25 protein-coding genes are annotated in these 18,097 nt (G+C 53.1%); 23 read left to right on the top strand and 2 right to left on the bottom strand.

The features are described 5' to 3' along the window. Positions 1–89 precede the first annotated feature (89 nt). Positions 90–1,277: a site-specific integrase gene (locus AC6ESO_RS22060; protein WP_497093277.1), complete on the bottom strand. Its 1,188-nt coding sequence runs from the start codon at positions 1,275–1,277 to the stop codon at positions 90–92. Positions 1,278–1,502: 225 nt separating this feature from the next. Next, on the bottom strand, positions 1,503–1,877 hold the full coding sequence (locus AC6ESO_RS22055; protein ID WP_497093276.1) for a helix-turn-helix domain-containing protein: 375 nt from the start codon (positions 1,875–1,877) through the stop codon (positions 1,503–1,505). Positions 1,878–2,004: 127 nt separating this feature from the next. Between AC6ESO_RS22055 and AC6ESO_RS22050 the strand changes: the two genes are divergently transcribed. The 23 genes from AC6ESO_RS22050 to AC6ESO_RS21940 all read left to right on the top strand — a co-directional run bounded on the left by AC6ESO_RS22050 (position 2,005) and on the right by AC6ESO_RS21940 (position 18,092). Next, positions 2,005–2,193 carry a helix-turn-helix transcriptional regulator gene (locus AC6ESO_RS22050; protein WP_497093275.1) on the top strand — a complete coding sequence of 63 codons (189 nt, stop codon included), beginning with the start codon at positions 2,005–2,007 and terminating at the stop codon, positions 2,191–2,193. 106 nt (positions 2,194–2,299) lie between these two features. Continuing rightward, positions 2,300–2,470 carry a hypothetical protein gene (locus AC6ESO_RS22045; protein ID WP_497093274.1) on the top strand — a complete coding sequence of 57 codons (171 nt, stop codon included), beginning with the start codon at positions 2,300–2,302 and terminating at the stop codon, positions 2,468–2,470. 15 nt (positions 2,471–2,485) lie between these two features. After that, a complete protein-coding gene (locus AC6ESO_RS22040; RefSeq protein ID WP_497093273.1) occupies positions 2,486–2,629 on the top strand; it encodes a hypothetical protein in 144 nt (47 codons plus the stop codon). Continuing rightward, positions 2,620–2,847 (top strand): DUF7667 family protein, encoded by a 228-nt coding sequence (locus AC6ESO_RS22035; protein WP_497093272.1) that lies wholly within the window; start codon positions 2,620–2,622, stop codon positions 2,845–2,847. The genes AC6ESO_RS22040 and AC6ESO_RS22035 overlap by 10 nt, the downstream gene beginning before the upstream one ends. A gap of 36 nt (positions 2,848–2,883) precedes the next feature. Beyond that, the gene (locus AC6ESO_RS22030; RefSeq protein WP_497093271.1) at positions 2,884–3,270 is read left to right on the top strand and encodes a type II toxin-antitoxin system PemK/MazF family toxin; all 387 of its coding nucleotides are present in this window, start codon (positions 2,884–2,886) and stop codon (positions 3,268–3,270) included. 19 nt (positions 3,271–3,289) lie between these two features. Further along, on the top strand, positions 3,290–3,493 hold the full coding sequence (locus tag AC6ESO_RS22025; protein ID WP_497093270.1) for a hypothetical protein: 204 nt from the start codon (positions 3,290–3,292) through the stop codon (positions 3,491–3,493). Then, complete coding sequence (locus tag AC6ESO_RS22020; RefSeq protein WP_497093269.1) at positions 3,465–3,698, top strand: hypothetical protein; 234 nt, start codon at positions 3,465–3,467, stop codon at positions 3,696–3,698. The genes AC6ESO_RS22025 and AC6ESO_RS22020 overlap by 29 nt, the downstream gene beginning before the upstream one ends. Positions 3,699–3,916: 218 nt before the next feature. Further along, positions 3,917–4,360: a hypothetical protein gene (locus tag AC6ESO_RS22015; RefSeq protein ID WP_497093268.1), complete on the top strand. Its 444-nt coding sequence runs from the start codon at positions 3,917–3,919 to the stop codon at positions 4,358–4,360. Further along, positions 4,357–4,566 (top strand): hypothetical protein, encoded by a 210-nt coding sequence (locus AC6ESO_RS22010; protein ID WP_497093267.1) that lies wholly within the window; start codon positions 4,357–4,359, stop codon positions 4,564–4,566. Before AC6ESO_RS22015 ends, AC6ESO_RS22010 begins: the two co-directional genes overlap by 4 nt. After that, positions 4,550–4,768, top strand: coding sequence for a hypothetical protein (locus AC6ESO_RS22005; protein ID WP_497093266.1), 219 nt, complete (start codon positions 4,550–4,552; stop codon positions 4,766–4,768). The genes AC6ESO_RS22010 and AC6ESO_RS22005 overlap by 17 nt, the downstream gene beginning before the upstream one ends. Positions 4,769–4,782: 14 nt before the next feature. Beyond that, positions 4,783–5,973 (top strand): DUF2800 domain-containing protein, encoded by a 1,191-nt coding sequence (locus AC6ESO_RS22000; RefSeq protein ID WP_497093265.1) that lies wholly within the window; start codon positions 4,783–4,785, stop codon positions 5,971–5,973. Between the two features lie 25 nt (positions 5,974–5,998). Then, the gene (locus tag AC6ESO_RS21995) at positions 5,999–6,568 is read left to right on the top strand and encodes a DUF2815 family protein (RefSeq protein ID WP_497093264.1); all 570 of its coding nucleotides are present in this window, start codon (positions 5,999–6,001) and stop codon (positions 6,566–6,568) included. 255 nt (positions 6,569–6,823) lie between these two features. After that, entirely contained in the window at positions 6,824–7,339 is a 516-nt protein-coding gene (locus AC6ESO_RS21990) for a pyrophosphohydrolase domain-containing protein (protein ID WP_497093263.1), read from the top strand. Then, positions 7,336–9,276: a DNA polymerase gene (locus AC6ESO_RS21985; RefSeq protein WP_497093262.1), complete on the top strand. Its 1,941-nt coding sequence runs from the start codon at positions 7,336–7,338 to the stop codon at positions 9,274–9,276. The genes AC6ESO_RS21990 and AC6ESO_RS21985 overlap by 4 nt, the downstream gene beginning before the upstream one ends. A 48-nt stretch (positions 9,277–9,324) precedes the next feature. Next, on the top strand, positions 9,325–9,843 hold the full coding sequence (locus AC6ESO_RS21980; RefSeq protein WP_497093261.1) for a hypothetical protein: 519 nt from the start codon (positions 9,325–9,327) through the stop codon (positions 9,841–9,843). Positions 9,844–9,872: 29 nt separating this feature from the next. Beyond that, complete coding sequence (locus AC6ESO_RS21975; protein WP_497093260.1) at positions 9,873–12,236, top strand: virulence-associated E family protein; 2,364 nt, start codon at positions 9,873–9,875, stop codon at positions 12,234–12,236. A 312-nt stretch (positions 12,237–12,548) separates the two neighbouring features. After that, on the top strand, positions 12,549–12,842 hold the full coding sequence (locus tag AC6ESO_RS21970) for a VRR-NUC domain-containing protein (RefSeq protein WP_497093259.1): 294 nt from the start codon (positions 12,549–12,551) through the stop codon (positions 12,840–12,842). Then, positions 12,839–14,203 (top strand): SNF2-related protein, encoded by a 1,365-nt coding sequence (locus AC6ESO_RS21965; RefSeq protein ID WP_497093258.1) that lies wholly within the window; start codon positions 12,839–12,841, stop codon positions 14,201–14,203. The genes AC6ESO_RS21970 and AC6ESO_RS21965 overlap by 4 nt, the downstream gene beginning before the upstream one ends. 153 nt (positions 14,204–14,356) lie before the next feature. Then, positions 14,357–14,590: a hypothetical protein gene (locus AC6ESO_RS21960; RefSeq protein ID WP_497093257.1), complete on the top strand. Its 234-nt coding sequence runs from the start codon at positions 14,357–14,359 to the stop codon at positions 14,588–14,590. Between the two features lies 1 nt (position 14,591). After that, entirely contained in the window at positions 14,592–14,981 is a 390-nt protein-coding gene (locus AC6ESO_RS21955) for a DUF3310 domain-containing protein (RefSeq protein WP_497093256.1), read from the top strand. A gap of 336 nt (positions 14,982–15,317) precedes the next feature. After that, positions 15,318–15,734, top strand: coding sequence for an HNH endonuclease (locus tag AC6ESO_RS21950; RefSeq protein ID WP_497093255.1), 417 nt, complete (start codon positions 15,318–15,320; stop codon positions 15,732–15,734). A 157-nt stretch (positions 15,735–15,891) separates the two neighbouring features. Further along, complete coding sequence (locus AC6ESO_RS21945; protein WP_497093254.1) at positions 15,892–16,398, top strand: phage terminase small subunit P27 family; 507 nt, start codon at positions 15,892–15,894, stop codon at positions 16,396–16,398. Continuing rightward, entirely contained in the window at positions 16,395–18,092 is a 1,698-nt protein-coding gene (locus AC6ESO_RS21940; RefSeq protein WP_497093253.1) for a terminase large subunit, read from the top strand. The genes AC6ESO_RS21945 and AC6ESO_RS21940 overlap by 4 nt, the downstream gene beginning before the upstream one ends. Positions 18,093–18,097: the final 5 nt, after the last annotated feature.

Genomic DNA, 18,097 nt, shown 5'->3' with positions numbered 1-18,097 from the left:
ACTCCTTGATAATAAAGGTAAACCACCTTCATCCACTATCGATGAAGACGCCGCGGCTTTTAACATCCCCTAGCTTCCTAAAACCCTTGCTACTGCGGGCTTTTCGCTTTTTTCTCTTCCGCTGGCTTCCTCGGATCGCCCGCCTCTGCCTCTAGTTTCGTATCACTATTCGTATCACTATTCGTATCATTGAAGAATGAAGCCCCGAACAGCTTCGCGGTTTCCTGCCTCATGGAAGGGATGACATGACCGTATCGGTCTAGCATGTTGACACTTTTCCAGCCCATGCGCTCGGCGATTAGCTTACTGTTCTCCCGGGCTTGCAGCAGCACGACGACGTGCGTATGCCTCATGTCATGGAAGCGGATCGGAGGGACGCCTGCTTTTTTAGTAAGGGTGACGAACATATACCTTAGGTTCGACGGATCGATAGGCTTGCCGATCTTGGTGCTCATGACGAGGTCGTTATCCTCATAGACGTCTCCGGCTTCTTTCTTCTCGTGCTCCGTCTGGCCCCTCAGCGCTCGCAGGGCCTCGGCGGTATGTTCGTCTAGCCCGATTGTCCGCAGTCCCGCGGCGGTCTTTGTGCGGCTGTGGAGCTGCTCGCCGTCGAAGGTCTGCCGGATCGTTATTGTTCTGGCTTCGAGGTCGACGTCCTTCCAGCTTAAGCCGAGTATCTCGCCGCGCCTCATGCCAGTCGTTAGAGCGAGTAGGAACACCTCATAATAGCGCGAGCCTTTCGAGGCTTCAAGGAACGTGTGAGCCTGCTCTTTGTTCCAGAATCTCATTTCCTTATGGGCGTGCTTCGGAGGCGTCGCGTCGGTCGCCGGGTTCTTCCTGATCTTGTCGCGCCTCTCCGCAAGATCGAGAGCAGACCACAATAAGCTGTGAGTCTTTGCTATACACTCCGTCCCGAGCTTGTCCTCAAGTTTGCCATATAGTCGGTCTAAGTCCTCCGTTCGGAGGTCTTGGAGCGGCTTGCTTCCGAGCTCCGGGACGACGTGCCCTAATAGCAGCCCCCTATAGAAGATGATCGTCCGGCGCTCCACTTGCCGCTCTCGGAGCTCCAGCCAATAGGTGAGATACGCGCCGAGAGTTTCCCGGCTATCCTCTATGAATGTCCCCTTGTTGAGCTCCGTCTCTAGCTCAGCCATCGCAGCGGTCGCTGCCTTTTTGGTAGAGAAGCCGCGCCGGAGCTTCTGCTTGTACGAGCCGTCTTGCTTATAGTTGATTTTGAAATAGTATGTATTCGTTTTATCGTCCTTATAAACAGGCATAAAATTCCCCCACTTTCACGAGAACAGGTGTTCGTATTTGGGTCTTGTATTTCCAATAACTTCTATGATATGCTATATTACGCACCGAAACGTTTCGATACTACATATTTCGATTTGGGGGAAAACTTGCAATGATTTTTGCCGCTGTGCTTGACGTTTCGGTTTTATTAAAGTATTGGGCCTCTCATGGAGCCCCGATCTCGGTAGACCGGATTCATCACTCCCTTACTCTTTTCCTTGCTGGAGACCCATTGCGGAGCGAAGCAGGGATGTTAGAAAGCGCTTCTGCTCAGTCGTCAACTCCTGTCCTTGATACACGAGAGGTAAATCCTCCAAAGAATCAATAGAGATATTTAATCGGCCCTGATCCTTAAATGGTTCGGGGTCATGTGTTTGCCCCAGCAGATAATCAATAGACGTATGAAGAAAATCTGCAATCTTAAGGAATGTCTCTGTTAGAGGGAAGTTCCTGCCGATCTCATAGTTTGCTATGCTAGTCCTGCCCACTCCTAAATGATCCGCGAGCTCATCCTGCGTCTTGCCTAATGCGAGTCTTCTCTCCTTTAATCGTTTTGGAAATACCTCTTTGTAGTCCATCATAGTCTCTTACTCCTCCGGTAAATTAAATTAAATTGCCTATTGACGGTCAAGCTCAAGGCGTGATACTTTAGTTAAGCGACGTCACATACGCTGACGCACTCCCCACCATGAGGAGGTGAAAAACAATATGCGGATTGAATTTCGTAACGCTCGTCTTGCACTCGGTAAGACCCAACGCTCTATGGCTCTTGATCTCGGCGTCAGTGAAAGTTATATCCGACATATCGAGGCAGGCCGTTTGACTCCGTCGACCGCTCTCGCGATCTCTATGGCGAGGTATCTCGGGGCGACTGTTGAGGTTTTGTTCTTCCGGTAGTTCTAATGTATCACGTCAGTATTACTGACGCAAGTGGTTTTATACCTCTTTTTACCATTTTTAAAATTATTTAATGTTACTTGACAAGGGTAGAGGAGGCTCGACAATGGACGACAAAGATCGCAATATTAACGAGCTAATCGAAGTATCCGAGATGAAAAGCAAGCTCATCGACATCATGTACCTAGTGCGCTTCGATACTGTCGCGACGGCTAAAACGATGGAGCTAGTCAAGCAATTGCACGAACGTGAAACGGCCCTACTCCAAAACTTCTAACAAGGAGGCGGTAGTATGCGGATCAAGATTAACGGCGAGGAAGTCGACCGTAACGTCAAGATAACTGTTAACACTTGGGAAACAAGCAACTTTGCAGCATGGTGCGTAATCATCGGAGGGGCGATCCTCGCGGTAGGGTGGTGGTTCCTGTGGAGCTAAAGCCATTTCATACAAGGCTCGCCGAGCTATGGCACAAGCAGAATCGTATCGATAGTGATTTTACAGCCGCAGAAAGAAAAGAGTTTCACCAATGTCTTGACCTTCACGTCTCGTATATGTTCAAGCAGGCGAAGCTATTTAACCTCTCGCTTGCCGCTTCAATCGGTAATGATATGGATTGGCAGCACGAGATATGCGCGAAGATCGACGAGCTATAGCTACAATGTCAGTTCAACTTATGGAGGTGTGTGCATATGATGTATAAACGCGGTTCGATATGGTGGGCTGATCTCGGTAGCGACAGCCTAGGAAGTGAGCAGACCGGACACCGTCCGGTAGCTATCCTGCAGAACGATATAGGTAATGAGTTCGCCCCGACTGTAATCGTCGCTGCCTTGACGGACGCCAGCAATAAGTATATGCCTACTCACTTGTCGCTATCTCCTCAAGACGTTCCGGGGCTGCTCAAGACATCGATCATCCTTTGTGAACAGGTTAGGACGATTGACAAGGCGAGACTTTTCAGATGGATCGGCGACGTACCGGGTTACAAGCAAGGTCATCTCGATTATGCAATTGGCGTAAGCCTCGGGCTCATCAAGTCGCCGAAGCAGAAAGAGCGTGACCGTAACGTCACATAAACTGACGGAGGTGAGTAAAATGAGATCGAGACTAGGCGGTCATTACAGCGGCACAGGTACGACGTGGAGCTTCCGGGAGTACGAGGAGTCTTATGTCGACCACAAGGCAGGCCGGGTAAGAATGCCGAGCGACGGCGCTGAGCTGGAGAGCCTGTCGGGGCCTTGCATTACGATCATTAAAGGAGGTGACAAAGATGCAAACAACGGAACGCCGAATAGTTGAGCTTGAACATATCCGCGATTGGGTTCACAGCCATCCCGAGAAGGTCGACGCCGAAGTCCGGCCCGCTGCTATCGATTGGATTAACGGTGAAATCGCACAAATGAAAAAGAGCCTCAGCGGGGTAGGAGCCGCAGAAGCTCAAAAGGCGAAAGGCATGGATTTGATTCATTTTATCACACGTCGATTGAAAGCAGCAAGCCTATGAGCGAGCGGCGAGGGTTTAACGTCCTGCTAGATGGCGAAGAGGCGACGTATATCATGGAGGCGCTCCGCTGGATGGCGCTCACCACAAAGAACCAAGGCAAGGCCGACAAGTGTACCTTACTCTCTAACCGGGTTTGGGAAGCTAAGGCCGCATTTCACGCAACAACCTACGAGCAGATGAGAGCTCGATACAATTTACCTAACCGGGAGGATAACTAAATGATTACAATCACGATCACAGCGTCAACGAAAGACGAATTTCAATCACACCTCAAGACCCTAATCGCCGGGCTCGGCGCTACGCCTGCCGAGGCTTCGAATGTAACGGTCGAAGTGGACGGCAAAGTAATTGCTTCCTCCGTTACTCCGACAAAGAAGGAGCGCAAGGTGAAAGCCGCCGACGCCGTTCCGGTTAACGATCCGGGGCCGGACGTCGAGCCTGTCGCCGATCCAGAACCGGAGCCGGAAGCTGAGGACGCTGTCCCTTCGAGCCAATGGACGAAAGAGGACGTCGAGGCGAAGCTCAAGGAGCTGGCGCGTAACGGCAAGAACGACGGAGTCAAGGCAATCATCACAGGCTGCGGTGCTGCTAGGCTCTCCGCTATCGACCCGATGCATTATGATCGCGTTATGGAAGAGGCCGAAGCGCTGGAGGCCGAATGACAAGGGACTTGGATCACGACCTTGTGATTGTCGAGAACGCCAAGACGGATACGCTGACTTTTGTGCTTAACTGCCGGGAGGGCTGGCGTCATGCCATCCTTCGGGCCATCGAAGCAGAGGAGCGGATCGACAAGTTAGAGAACGAGCTCCGCATGATTCACGATCACTATCGAGGAGGTAACGGCCCGGATGGTAATCATGCCTAAGCGTACGTATCGTCAAAAGTACCGTTATACCGTGCGCTATAAAGGGTACCGCGGAAACGGATCAATAGGTTTTGTTGGCTCTATCTGTGTAGCTACTGATAAGGCGGTTCTCTCGCCCAGAGATGAGATAATGCTCTCCGAACAAATTAGTGAGGAAAACGACGGTGCGGTGATTGAGATTACTGGCATCTCCAAGGCTTAGAAAGGAGCGTCCAAATGGAAATAGCACATTCTGAACGAGCGCACGCCAAGCTCTCAGCCTCCGGCTCCAAACGCTGGATGAGCTGCACCGGGAGCGTCGAGCTAGAGGAGTCAATCGGCGGCGGGGATTCAAGCAGCGAGTTTGCCAACGAGGGCACAGCAGCGCATGAGCTCAGCGAGATTAATCTGAGGCACTACCTCAGCATAATAACACCTGACGAGTTTATCGCTAAAACTAGGGAGTTTGTCGAGAAAAACAAGACGTATCACAGTCGCGAGATGGCTGAGGCTGTCGGGCGATACGTCGACCTTGTCCTCGAACGCTTTAACGAGGCACTCGCAAGGGATAAGGACGCCGTAATCCTCATCGAGCAACGGCTCGACTTCTCGGAATGGACAGCGCCGGGGCAATTCGGCACCGGGGATATCATCATCATCTCCGACCGCCGCCTTGAGATCATCGACTTAAAGTACGGCAAGGGCATCCCGGTATCAGCCGTCGGCAATCCGCAGATGAGGCTCTATGCGCTCGGCGCGATCAACGGCTACGATTGCCTCTATGAGTTCGATACCGTCCGCATGACGATCGTACAGCCGAGGCTCGACAGCGTCTCCGATGATGAGATGACCGTCGCCGAGCTGCTCCAGTGGGCCGAGGATGAAGTCCGGCCTGCTGCTGAGGCTGCGATCTCCGGAAATGGGACGTTCGAGGCTGGCGAGCATTGTCGCTTCTGCAAGGCTAAAGCTACTTGCCGGACACGCGCCGATGCTAACCTTGAGCTTGCCCGGCACGAGTTCGCCGATCCGCAGCTCCTCACGTTAGATGAGATTGCCGGAGTGATAGGCAAGGCCGAGCAGCTCAGCCTGTGGGCGAAGGACGTCGCCGAGTATGCGCTTAAGCAGGCCCTCGGAGGGAAGAGCTTACCGGGGTATAAGCTAGTCGAAGGAGTAAGCCGACGCACCATAACGGACGCCGAAGCTGCCCGCGATAGGCTCATGGAAAAGGGTGGGTACTCTTGGAACGACATTCACAAGCCGCAAGACTTGCTCGGCATCGGCGACCTTGAGAAGCTCGTCGGCAAGAAGAATTTTAACATTGTGCTCGATGGCCTGATCGACAAGCCTCCCGGCAAGCCGACTCTCGTTCCTGAGAGCGACAAGCGCCAGCCGTTATCGATTGGCTCTGAGTTCGACGTTTTAACCTAAAACAACCTAAAGGGGATATGTCCAAATGGCAACTATTAAACCGCGTAAACTCACTGAAACTTCTCTCGTTACTGGCAAGGTTCGTCTCTGCTACGTCAACCTATTCACGCCGCGTCCTAACGACAAGGGCGACGAGAAATATGAGTGCTGCGTACTGATCCCGAAGACGGATAAGGCGACGGTCGCCATGATTAACGAGTGCATCGCTAAGGCGAAGGAGCTCGGCAAGTCGAGCAAGTGGGGCGGCAAGATTCCTCCGGGCATGAAGCCGACTCTGCGTGACGGTGATGAGGAGCGCGACGTCGAGGAACAGCCGGAGTTCGCCGGACATTACTTCTTCACAGCTCGCTCGAACCGCAAGCCCGGCATCATCGACCGTAATACGGACGTTATCACCGACTCAACGGAGCTATACAGCGGCGTCTATGCTCGACTCAGCCTTAACTTCTATGCCTATGCGGCAGAGAGCAAGGGCGTCGCGGTCGGACTGAATAACGTGCAAAAGGTAGCGGACGGCAACAGCCTCGGAGGTGCGAGCGAGAAGCCGGAGGACGTCTTCGATGCACTGGAAGAGGACGACGATATGCTCAGCTAGTAAGTCCAATAGGGCGCGGGGTCGATTGGCTCCGCGCTTTTCTATCTAAGGAGATGATCCGATGAAGAAGCTCGCAAGAAAATTGTATATCACTCTTGTACCCGCTATATGGGTACTGCTGATTATGGTGTATCCGCATGTAATGAATCAGCGTTTACTTGCTCCGTCGTCGCTTTTCTTCCTCGTTTGCATGTACGCTGCGTTCTTCACGACGATATGGTTAACGCTCCAAATAGATGATAGGAGGAATGCCGAATGAGTCATTTCGAGCGGGTTAGAAAGTTTCACGAGGTAATCGGAGAGCAACTCCCGGAAGCGCCTATTATGTTGGATCGCGGAGAGATTACTCGCACCGCTGAATATTACGGTCAAAAGGTCGCTTACCTATCCGAGCGGATGAAGATATCGCACGCCGCGGGACTTGGCGGTCTTGTAACACTCCGGGCAGCGCTCATCCTTGAGGAGCTCGCCGAGCTTCTGCAAGCTGAGACGCTGGAGGATCAAGTCGACGCGCTGATCGATGCGGATGTTTTCATAAAAGGCTCGTTTGCATTCATGGGCGTAAATCCTGATCCGATCTTCGGCGACGTCATGACTGCGAACGAGGCGAAGGTATGGCCCGACGGTACGATCCATCGAGATGAGAACGGAAAGTGGATTAAGCCTCCCGGCTGGCAAGGCCCTGAGGAAGCAATCCGGCAGGAGCTTAAGCGGCAGAGCGCCGGGTGCGCGGATTGCTGGCTGTGTAGCGACTGCGAGGGGTTTGAGTGAGAGAGCTCAGAATCGATATCGAGACTTACAGCAGCGTCGACATCAAGAAAGCAGGCGCTTACGCTTACGTGGATTCGCCGGACTTCGAGGTTCTGATCTTCGCCTATGCTTTCGACGACGAGCCTGTTCGAGTCATCGATCTGCCAGACCTTGAGGATATCCCGAGCGACGTCGTCAAGGCGCTGCTCGATCCGGCCATTATCAAGAAAGCATTCAATGCTAATTTCGAGCGGACTTGTCTCGCTAAACATTTCAAGCTCGCTATGCCTGCCGAGGAGTGGCGCTGCACCGCAGTCAAGGCTTCCTATATGGGCCTCCCAGGTTATCTCGAAGGGGTCGCCAAGGTGCTCGGGCTCGATGCTCAGAAAGACACCAAGGGTAAAAACCTAATCAAGTATTTCTCCTGTCCATGTAAGCCGACTAAGGCAAACGGCGGCAGGCTGCGAAACTATCCCGAGCATGACCCGGAGAAGTGGGCCGAGTACAAGGAGTATTGCAGGCAGGACGTCATCGTCGAGCGTGAGATCGATCGGGCTCTTGGCAAGTATGATCTGCCTGCCGAAGAGTGGCGTATGTGGGCGCTGGATCAACGTATTAACGACACAGGCGTCGGGGTCAACATGGCGCTAGTGGATCGGGCTATCGAGGCCGATGAGATTTACAAGGATCGACTCACCGAGGAGGCTGTCGAGCTTACCGGGATGAGTAATCCTAACAGCGCTGCACAGATCAAGGCATGGCTCAAGGAGGCCGAGGGGCTGGAGGTCGAGAGTCTGAACAAGGACGCGATCCCGGAGCTACTTAAGCAAGCCGATACCGAGGAAGTCAAGCGGATGCTCGGGCTTAGGCAGGAGCTCTCCAAGACGTCGGTCAAGAAGTATCAAGCAATGGAGCGGGCTGTGTGTTCGGATGGTAGAATACGCGGCTTGCTTCAATTCTACGGAGCGAACAGAACCGGACGATGGGCCGGGCGGCTGGTACAGGTGCAGAACCTTCCGAAGAATTTCCTCGAAGGTGCCGACCTTGATCTCGCTCGGGAGCTGCTGATCGCAGGCGACTACGATCTGCTTGAGATGCTGTACGGCAGCTTGTCAGACGTCCTCTCGCAGCTCATCCGTACCGCTTTCATCGGGGATTTCAAAATATGCGATTATAGCGCCATCGAGGCTCGGGTTATTGCATGGTACGCCGATGAGAAATGGCGGCAGGAAGTCTTTCGGACTCATGGCAAGATATACGAGGCGTCCGCTTCGCAGATGTTCGGCGTGCCGCTGGAGCTCATCAAAAAAGGTAATCCAGAGTACGGCCTCCGGGCCCGGGGGAAGATCGCCGAGCTCGCGCTTGGGTTTATGGGTGGGCCGAATGCGCTCCGCAATATGGATAAGAAGCGGGAGCTCACCGACGATGAGCTTCCCGGACTGGTCAAGGCTTGGCGCGACGCTAATCCGGGTATCGTCAAGCTGTGGAAGGACGTCGGCAATGCTGCCATTAAAGCAGTCAAGGAGCGACGGACGGTCAAGGTACATCATGGCTTAGCGTTCGAGTATGAGCCGGGCTTCCTGTTCATGAAGCTCCCGAGCGGCAGACGTCTTGCCTACTTCGAGCCGAAGCTGGAAGAAGGGCAGTACGGCCCTCAGATAAGCTACGCAGGGGTCGATCAAGACACTAAACGATGGGGCAGGCTGCGAACGTATTCCGGGAAGCTCGTCGAGAATCTCGTACAAGCGACGGCCCGGGACTGCTTGAGAGAGGGTATGCTCCGGCTGGATGAGTCAGGATACCGGATCGCGTTCCATGTTCATGATGAGATCATCACAGACCAAGAGAGCGGATCGGTCGAGGATATGGAGCGGATCATGGCTCTCCCTATCGATTGGTGCCCGGGCTTGGAGCTTGGCTCGGCGGGGCTTGCAACTAAATACTATATGAAGGACTAATTTTTTTAACCTAAATGTCACATGAACTGACGGAGGTGCGGTATACTTATGGACTACGAGGATATGTACGTCACGCCTGAGGAGTACGACGCAGCCGAGGCGCTTGGGATAAGCAAGGCGCGAGTCCAAGCTCGCATGTATAGCGGCTGGAAGAAAGTCGACGCGCTGACTAAGCCGATCCGAGTCCAAAACGACCGGAAGCACTGGAGAGAGATCGCTGAGGCTAACGGTATCAATCGGCTCCTATTCTATAAGCGCGTGAACGGTTACGGATGGGACGAGGAGCGAGCAGCTACGACGCCGCTCCAAGACCCGACGACGATCCTCATCGAGAGCAATCACCGTAAGCGGACTATCTCGGTCGAGGTCAAGAAGCAGGCCGAGGCTAACGGCATCTCTAACCAAGTCCTTCATTATAGGCTCCGGCATGGCTGGAGCTTGGAGGACGCCAGCACTCGGGCTATCATGACCGGGCCGGAGCGCGGCAAGCTGAGCAAGAACAAGCTTAATAGAAGGTACGGCGATTGGAACGGCTATATCTTGCGGAAACAAGGCACCGGGAAATGATCGAATCTTAATCAAAGGAGTTACACACTATGGACGACCGTATGCTCGATATCGCGACAGGCAAGGGCCGCGCGGAAGTGAATTGGAAAGTCTCCTATATGACTTGGGAAGAGTTCGCCGATGAGCTCCGCGACGTTCGCCGTACTGAGGAGACTATGTCCCAGTACGATGCTATGACGCTAGCGGAGCGGGGCAAAGTCAAGGACGGCCCTTGCTATGTCGGCGGGTCGGTGCTAGGGGGCCGGAGGCTCAAGACAGCGGTCGAGAGTCGTTCTCTTATCACGCTTGACTCTGATAGCGCGGACGATCATTTCCTAGGCATGGTCGAGCTCATCCTCGGCGGCAACGCCTACGCCGTCTACTCTACGCACTCCTACCGGGAGAGCAGCAAGAAGTATCGGCTCGTCGCTCCTGTCTCCCGGGATATGACGCCGGACGAATATGCTGCCGTAAGCCGTAAGCTCGCCGAGGAGATCGGCTGGCAGTATTTCGATGAGACTTGCTTCCGCGTGCATCAACTTATGTACTACCCGAGCTGCTCAGCGGACGCCGATCCGATCCTTGAGATCGGGGAGGGAGATTTCGTCGACGTTGACGACGTCCTCGCTCGATATGAGGACTGGAAGGATATCACGAGCTGGCCCGGCTACGACAGCAGCATGAGCCGTAAATCCTCCGCTAAGATGGAAGACCCTACGACCAAGCAAGGCGTCGTCGGTGCGTTCTGCCGAGCGTATGGGATCGCGGAGGCTATCGAGACTTTTATCCCGGACGCCTATGAGGAGACAGCCGTCGAGAACCGATGGACGTTCACCGGATCGGAGTCTCATGGGGGCATGATCGTATACGACGACCTGTTCGCCTACTCGCATCATGAGAGCGATCCGATAAGCGGCAGAGAGGTAAACGCGTTCGATCTTGTCCGGCTGCACCTCTTCGGCGAGCTCGATGCTAGCGAGCACGAGAACACGCCAGCTCACCGCAGGCCCTCCTATGATGCTATGTGTGAGCACGCGACGAGCGACTCGGTCGTCAAGCTGGAGCTCACCGAGAAATATAAGGCCCGGACGACAGCACAGGATGATTTCGAGCCGCTGGAGTTTGAGGACGAGGACGGCGAGGAGATCGAGGTCGACTCCGATGCATGGATGAGCGATCTTGAGATCAACAGGAAAACAGGAGCGATTCAGCCTAACGCGAGGAACATCGAGCTGATCCTCACGAATAGGCCCTTTAAGAACGTACTAGCCTATGATGCTTTCAAGAATACCGAGGTCATCCGGGGTCGGCTTCCTTGGCGGGGCCCGGAGAGGCTCGACGTAGATTATGAGCCATGGCTCGGAGCGGACGATAAGCAGCTCCGGCATCATTTCGCATACGCCTATGATATTAAGGCGTCGGGGATGCTGCTCGATGCATTTTCCCATGTAGTGAGGAAAAACAGATTTCATCCTATTAAGCGATACCTTGAGGCGCTGGAGTGGGACGGCATACCGAGGCTTGACCGCTTATTTATCGACTACCTTGGTACGGAGGATACAGAGTATACGAGAGCCGTTACTCGCAAAATGTTCGTCGCTGCGATCAAGCGGATATATCAGCCGGGCTGTAAGTTTGACGAGGTATGTGTGCTACAAGGCCCTCAGGGATGCGGAAAAAGTACGATCATAGCCCGGATGGGGCGCCAGTGGTTCTCCGATTCGCTTAAGACGTTCGACAGCAAAGAGGCCGGAGAGTATCTCCAAAACTCATGGATATTCGAGTTTGCGGAGTTATCAGCTATGAAGAAGACCGACGTCGAGGAGATTAAGGCATTCACCTCTAAGACGACGGATATGTACCGGGTCGCCTATGACCGGGTCGTCTCTGAGTTTCCAAGAAAGTGTATCTTCTTCGGCACGACGAACAACTTCAATTTTCTCAAGGACGAAACAGGCAACCGTCGATTTTGGCCTATCGCCTCCAACGTCGAGCAGCGGACAAAGAATCCACTCTCCGAGGATAACCTCCAAGAGGGGGAGATCGGGCAGCTATGGGCAGAGGCTAAAGCGCTTTATGATGCGGGTGAGTCTACCGTATTAACCTCCCGAGAGAAGGAAATGGCTGAGGCCGTCCAAGCTCGCCATGTAGAGAACGATCCGAGAGACGGACTAATAGCGGAGTATCTCGACAGCGCTCCCGATGAGTTCGCAGACATTAACGAGAAGCGCGTGAGAGTGTGCGCTATTGAGATATGGTGCAACGCTTTAGGTAGGAGTAAAGGTGATATGAAGTCTTGGGACGCGAAAGCAATCTGTGATGCTCTCCGTCGCATACCGGGATGGACGGAGCGACCGGGCCGGGTTAGGTTCAAGGACTTCGGACTACAAACCGCTTTCGAGCGTGACGCTTAATTTCCAAATGTTGGATATCACCAAAGTATCAGCAAGCCAAATGGTGATATCCATAAATTTACAGAAAAAGTATCAGTGTATCAGCAAAAGTATCAGCAAATTTAGTTTACTGATACACAAAAAACCCAGTCGCACCAAGGGTTTGAGGGGCCTTGTATCAGAATATCACCATTTTTACCTTTTTGAGTTTAAGTTGATTTAACCTATCTTTTAGAGTGGTGATGGGGTAAAAAGATGGGTTAAATCGAGTTTCAGAAGAAATAGGAAATTTGCTGATATTCTGATATCCAGAAAATGGGAGGAGTTTTTCGGGTGAGAGAATCAGCGTTGGAGCGTAATTTGGTTCGAGCAGTAAAGGACGTCGGCGGGCTGTGTTGGAAGTTCACGAGCCCCAGCTTGATAGGTGTACCGGATCGCCTCTGTATGTTCCCGGGAGGATGGGCCGTATTCGTCGAGATGAAAGCTCCGGGAGGAAAGCTCCGGCCCATCCAACAGAAACGGCACGATGAGATCAAGGATCAAATGCTGCCAGTGTTCACAATAGACTCACTGGAAGGTATCGAGCAGTTTATCGGATTGTATAGCAAGGGAGGAAAACGTCGGTGAGATTCGCAGCGCATAAGTACCAAGAGTACGCAATCGAGAAAATCATGGAGGAGCCGTTCGCTGGATTGTTTCTCGACCTTGGCCTCGGCAAGACGGTCATCACGTTAACCGCTATCGAGAAACTGTTATTCGATTCGTTCGAGGCGTCGAAGGTTTTAGTCGTAGCCCCGAAGCGGGTCGCCGAGGATACTTGGAGCCGCGAGTCGAGCAAATGGGATCATACACAGCACCTCCGAATCTCGAAGATTCTCGGAACACAGAAGCAGCGCGAGACGGCGCTCAAGGCCGCAGCAGACATATACGTCATTAATCGCGAGAATATCCCTTGGCTCGTAGCTCAGACCGGGAACCGCTGGCCCTTCGATACGGTCATCATCGATGAGCTCTCCAGCTTCAAGAGCAGCAGCTCGCAGCGCTTCCGGGCCTTGCGTAAGGTGAGGCCGTTCATCAAGCGACTATACGGCTTAACCGGGACGCCAGCACCTAACGGCCTTATCGATCTATGGTCTCAGCTCTACCTCCTCGATCAAGGCGAGCGTCTAGGTAAAACAATGTCAGCATACCGGGATCGCTTTTTCATCGCAGCGCCTAACTATGCCGCAGGCAATCCTCACGCTATGACCTATTCGCCTAAAGCGGAGTCCGAGCGGAACGTCTACGAGCGTATCGGTGATATCTGCGTGAGTATGAAGTCCGAGGACTGGCTAGAGCTCAAGCAGCCGATCCTTCGGACGGTTCCGGTCGTACTGGATCGCGAATCTCGGAGTAAATACGAGACGCTTGAGAAGGAGCTGCTTCTGCCATTCCTGGGGGGAGACGTCGTAGCAAATAGCGCTGCGGTATTATCTAACAAGCTGCTCCAGCTCGCAAACGGTGCGGTATACGACGAGGAGCGAAACGAGAGGCATATACACGACGGCAAGATCGAAGCGCTCGCTGATCTCGTGGAGGCATCGAATGGGAATCCGCTGCTAGTGTTCTACACCTATAAGCACGATCTTAGCCGGATCATGAAAGCTATTCCCGGGGCACGAAAGCTCGAAACGGAGAAAGATATCGCCGACTGGAATGCTGGCAAGATTGAGGTATTCCTCGCCCATCCCGCCAGCGCCGGGCATGGACTCAACCTCCAAGACGGCGGGAATCAGATAGTCTGGTTCGGGCTTACGTGGAGCTTAGAGCTCTATCAACAGGCTAACGGTCGTTTGCAGAGGCAAGGGCAGAAGAAGCAAGTCGTTATTCATCACATCATCACTGAGGGCACGATGGACGAGGACGTCATCAAACGACTAGACAGCAAGGCAGAAGGGCAAGAGGCCCTGCTCCAAGCGGTGAAAGCGAGGATAAGCAAATATGAGTGAGTATAGGCCCTTCGAGCTTACGTTCATTGAGGAGCTAAACGCTCTTTATTCTTTGCTGAGACATAAACGTAGACGATCAATTGCAGAGGATAGGCTGGTAGAGCTTATGCGTAGAGAGTATGAGCTGCGATTCGCAGAGGGGGAGGTATCTTTATGAGTAAAGATAAACGGATACCGCTGAGGCAGGCTATCGAGCTGCTGAATGAGCGTAACGATGCTGTGGTACGTTTCAGCTTGTCGGCAATCGAGAAAGCACTCCGGGAGGAGTTCGGGATCGGCACGAAGCGCTTCGAGAGATTCGCAGATGCATATATTAAGCACCTCGGCCCGGAGATCGCAAAAAGCGTTGACGAGTTTACCAAAAAAGCGAAGCGGAGGATTGGTTAACATGAAATGTCCAAAATGCGATCTAGGGATGATTACTAAAGGCACTATCGGTAGCGAATGGTTTTGTATTATCTGCGATGTAACGAGTGGCGATCCCCCAGCACCTCCGACCCAAAGGGGCTTAGGCGCCGGAGGGGTGCGGTCGACTGATATCGGGATCAAGCCTGCGAAGAAAGACGCCATTAATCCAGATCACTATAAATCCGGAAAAGTGGAATGCATCGACGCCTTAGAGGCAGCTACGCAAGGTCTGCAAGGAATCGAGGCGGTATGCACCGCGAACGCTATTAAATATCTGTGGCGCTGGAAGATGAAAAACGGCGTCGAGGATTTGAACAAGGCAATTTGGTATATTAGCCGGATCATAGAATCACAAAATAAGACAATATAAGATAAACGATATCAAACATCCACTGTGAAAAGGGCTAAGGTAGAGTCAATAGGGCGAATCATGCCCGGGCGGCCCCTTATGTCCTGACTAATTAGGGATTCTCAGTAACGTTGAATGGCCTACGGCCTTAGCGCTAGTCGCAATGACGTTATGTGAGGTATGCGGGGAATTAGAAAGCCCCTCATAACAGGAGATTATTTCTCGTCTCTTGTTCTCTGGATCGGATTATTTCCGGTATGGAGAATAATAGGCGATTATTTTTATTTGCATACAAGGTCACTACATGAGGAGGGCGTCAGATGGAGAATGGGTTCGCAGGATGGATAAGCAAGCAGCATGGGGTACACTGGGTCGTTAACCACTGGCGTACCGACAAGAGAACCGGGGTGGTACGTAGTGCCAAGTCTACCGATGAAGCCATGCAACAAACCCGGGTGCAATCAACTAACAAATGGACGCTATTGCGAGAAGCATACACAGAGCGAGAGCCAAGCCTATGAGCATGAGAGAGGCACACGAGAGGAACGAGGCTACACGTACAAGTGGCGCAAGGCTAGGCTGCGGTACCTCGAACGTCATCCGCTGTGCGTCCACTGTGAAGCGAACGGACGTCTCACGCCAGCAAACGAGGTCGATCACATCATCGCGCACCGAGGCGACAAGGCGCTGTTCTGGGACAGCGCGAACAACTGGCAGGCGCTCTGCAAGTCGTGCCACTCGAAGAAGACGAACAAGTTCGACATCAAACGGTGAAAACGAATGATACGAATTGTAACAAAAACGAATAGGGGTAGGGGGTCGAAAAAGCTGCCGACAAAAAAAATCGCCCCCGGCGGCCCCTTTAATTTGAAGGATTTTCCCTTTTCGGAGTCTCCAAAACTCTAAAAACTGGTAAAAAGGAGGTGATTCCATGGGAGGACGTAAGAGAGAACCTGTTAGTCTGCTACTGCTGAAAGGTAAGAAGCACCTAACCAAGCAGGAAGTAGAAGAGCGGAAAGCCGAAGAGGTCAAGGCTGGAACGGATAACATCGAGCCCCCGGATCACCTTCCTAAGGAATTGCATTCTGATTTTAATCGGCTGGCCTATGAGCTTAAGCGGGCCGAGATCATTGCTAACTTAGACGTCGACGCTCTGGCTAACTACTTGCTCGCTAGAGAGCAATACGCGAGAGTAGCCCTAACGCTGCGTAAGACGCCTATCACAAAACGCGAGAAGGACGACCGCGGCAAGATTCACGTATACTCGAATCCAATGTACGCCGAGACCTTGCTCAGCGTCGATAAGCTTTTCAAGCAATGCAGGCAAGCGGCCTCCGATCTCGGCCTTAACATCACATCGAGGTGTAAGCTAGTCGTTCCGAAGAAGCCGGAGGATAAGCCGAAGTCGGCAGACGAACAGCTTTTTGATGCTCTATGACCGAGATCGACACAATTTTAGAGAGCTTAGGGCGGTACGCCGAGGACGTCGCCGACGGTCGGATCACAGCTTGCAAGAAGCACCGAACAGCCTGCGAGCGGTTCCTCACCGATCTGGAGCGTAGCGAGTCTGAGGACTATCCGTTCCGGTTCGACGTCGACGAGGTGTATCGGTTCTATAGATGGGCTCGCATGTTCAAGCATAGCAAGGGCGTCCTCGCCAATCAGCCTATCGAGCTTACACCGTTTCAGCTTTTCGTCGTCGCTAATATCTTCGGATGGAAGCGGAAAGCGACAGGGCTGAGGAGGTTCCGCAAGGCCTATATCCAGCTCGCTCGGAAGAACGCAAAGTCTCAGCTCCTCGCATTGATAGGGAGCTATGAGGCTTTTTTGTCGCCTGAGCAATCTGAGGTGTATATCGCGGGATGGGGCCGGGAGCAGTCCGGTATTGTGTACGGCGAGATACTGACACAGATACAAAACGTCGAGATGCTCAAGGGTAAATACTCCGACGCCTACGGTCGCATAAGGCACACGAAGAGCGGCAGCGTAATCCAGCCGCTCAGCAAGGAAGCCCGCAAGACAGGCGACGGAAAGAATCCAAGCCTCGGCATAGTCGATGAGTATCACGTCCATGAGACGAGCGAGATATACGACGTGCTCATATCCGGTATGGTGGCTCGGCCTAATCCGCTCATCGTCATTATCACGACGGCGGGCTTCGATATGTCCAAGCCTTGCTTTACTGAGTATCAGTACGCCTCCGATATCATCGACCCGGCGAGCCCTATCGACAATGATGAGTATTTCGTCATGATCTGCGAGCTCGACAAGGACGACGATATTCGAGATGAGCGAAACTGGCCCAAGGCTAACCCAATCGTCGCGACTTACGAGGAGGGTCTTGCGTTCCTCCGCTCCGAGCTGCAAGCCGCGCTCGACGTGCCGGAGAAGATGCGAAACTTTCTAACAAAGAACATGAATCGGTGGGTCGACCAAAAGGAAAACGGCTATATGCCTATGGACGTCTGGAGAGCTTGCGGGACTAGCGAGCTGCCGGACTTATCCGTCCGGGACTGCTATGTCGGCGTCGACTTGTCGCAGAAGATCGACTTAACGAGTATCGGCGGCGTCGTGCCACTAGGCGACGGTCGCATATATGTTTGGCAGCATTCTTTCATCCCGGAGGATACGCTCGCGACCAAGCGCAAGACGGATAAATTCGATTATGATCTCGCCATCGAGCAAGGAGCGTTAACGGTTACGCCGGGCGCCGTCGTCGACTATCGGTTCATACAGTCGCACCTCAAGCGCGTTATGGCTGATAACTTATGGACGGCCCGAGAGGTTTGCTACGATCCGTACAACGCGACACAGTTCGCTCAGGAGATGGAGAGCGAGGGCTATATGATGGTCGAGATACGGCAAGGGGTCAAGACCTTATCCGAGCCGACCAAGCACCTCAGGGAGCTCGTCAAGAGCGGCAGGCTCATCCACAACGGCGACAAGCTGCTGACGTGGGCCGTACAAAACGCAGTAACGCGGCAGGATCACAATGAGAACATACAGCTCGACAAGGATAAGAGTACAAACCGGATCGACCCGATAGCCGCGGTCATAAACGCTATGGTGCGGGTCGTCGTGAACGACTATAAGCCTAGCGTTTATGAGGAGCGAGGTATACGCACTATATGAGGAGG

This window comes from Paenibacillus rhizoryzae, assembly GCF_059686995.1.
Note: the sequence above shows the minus strand (reverse complement) of the source record. Positions and strands in the feature narration are given on the sequence as shown.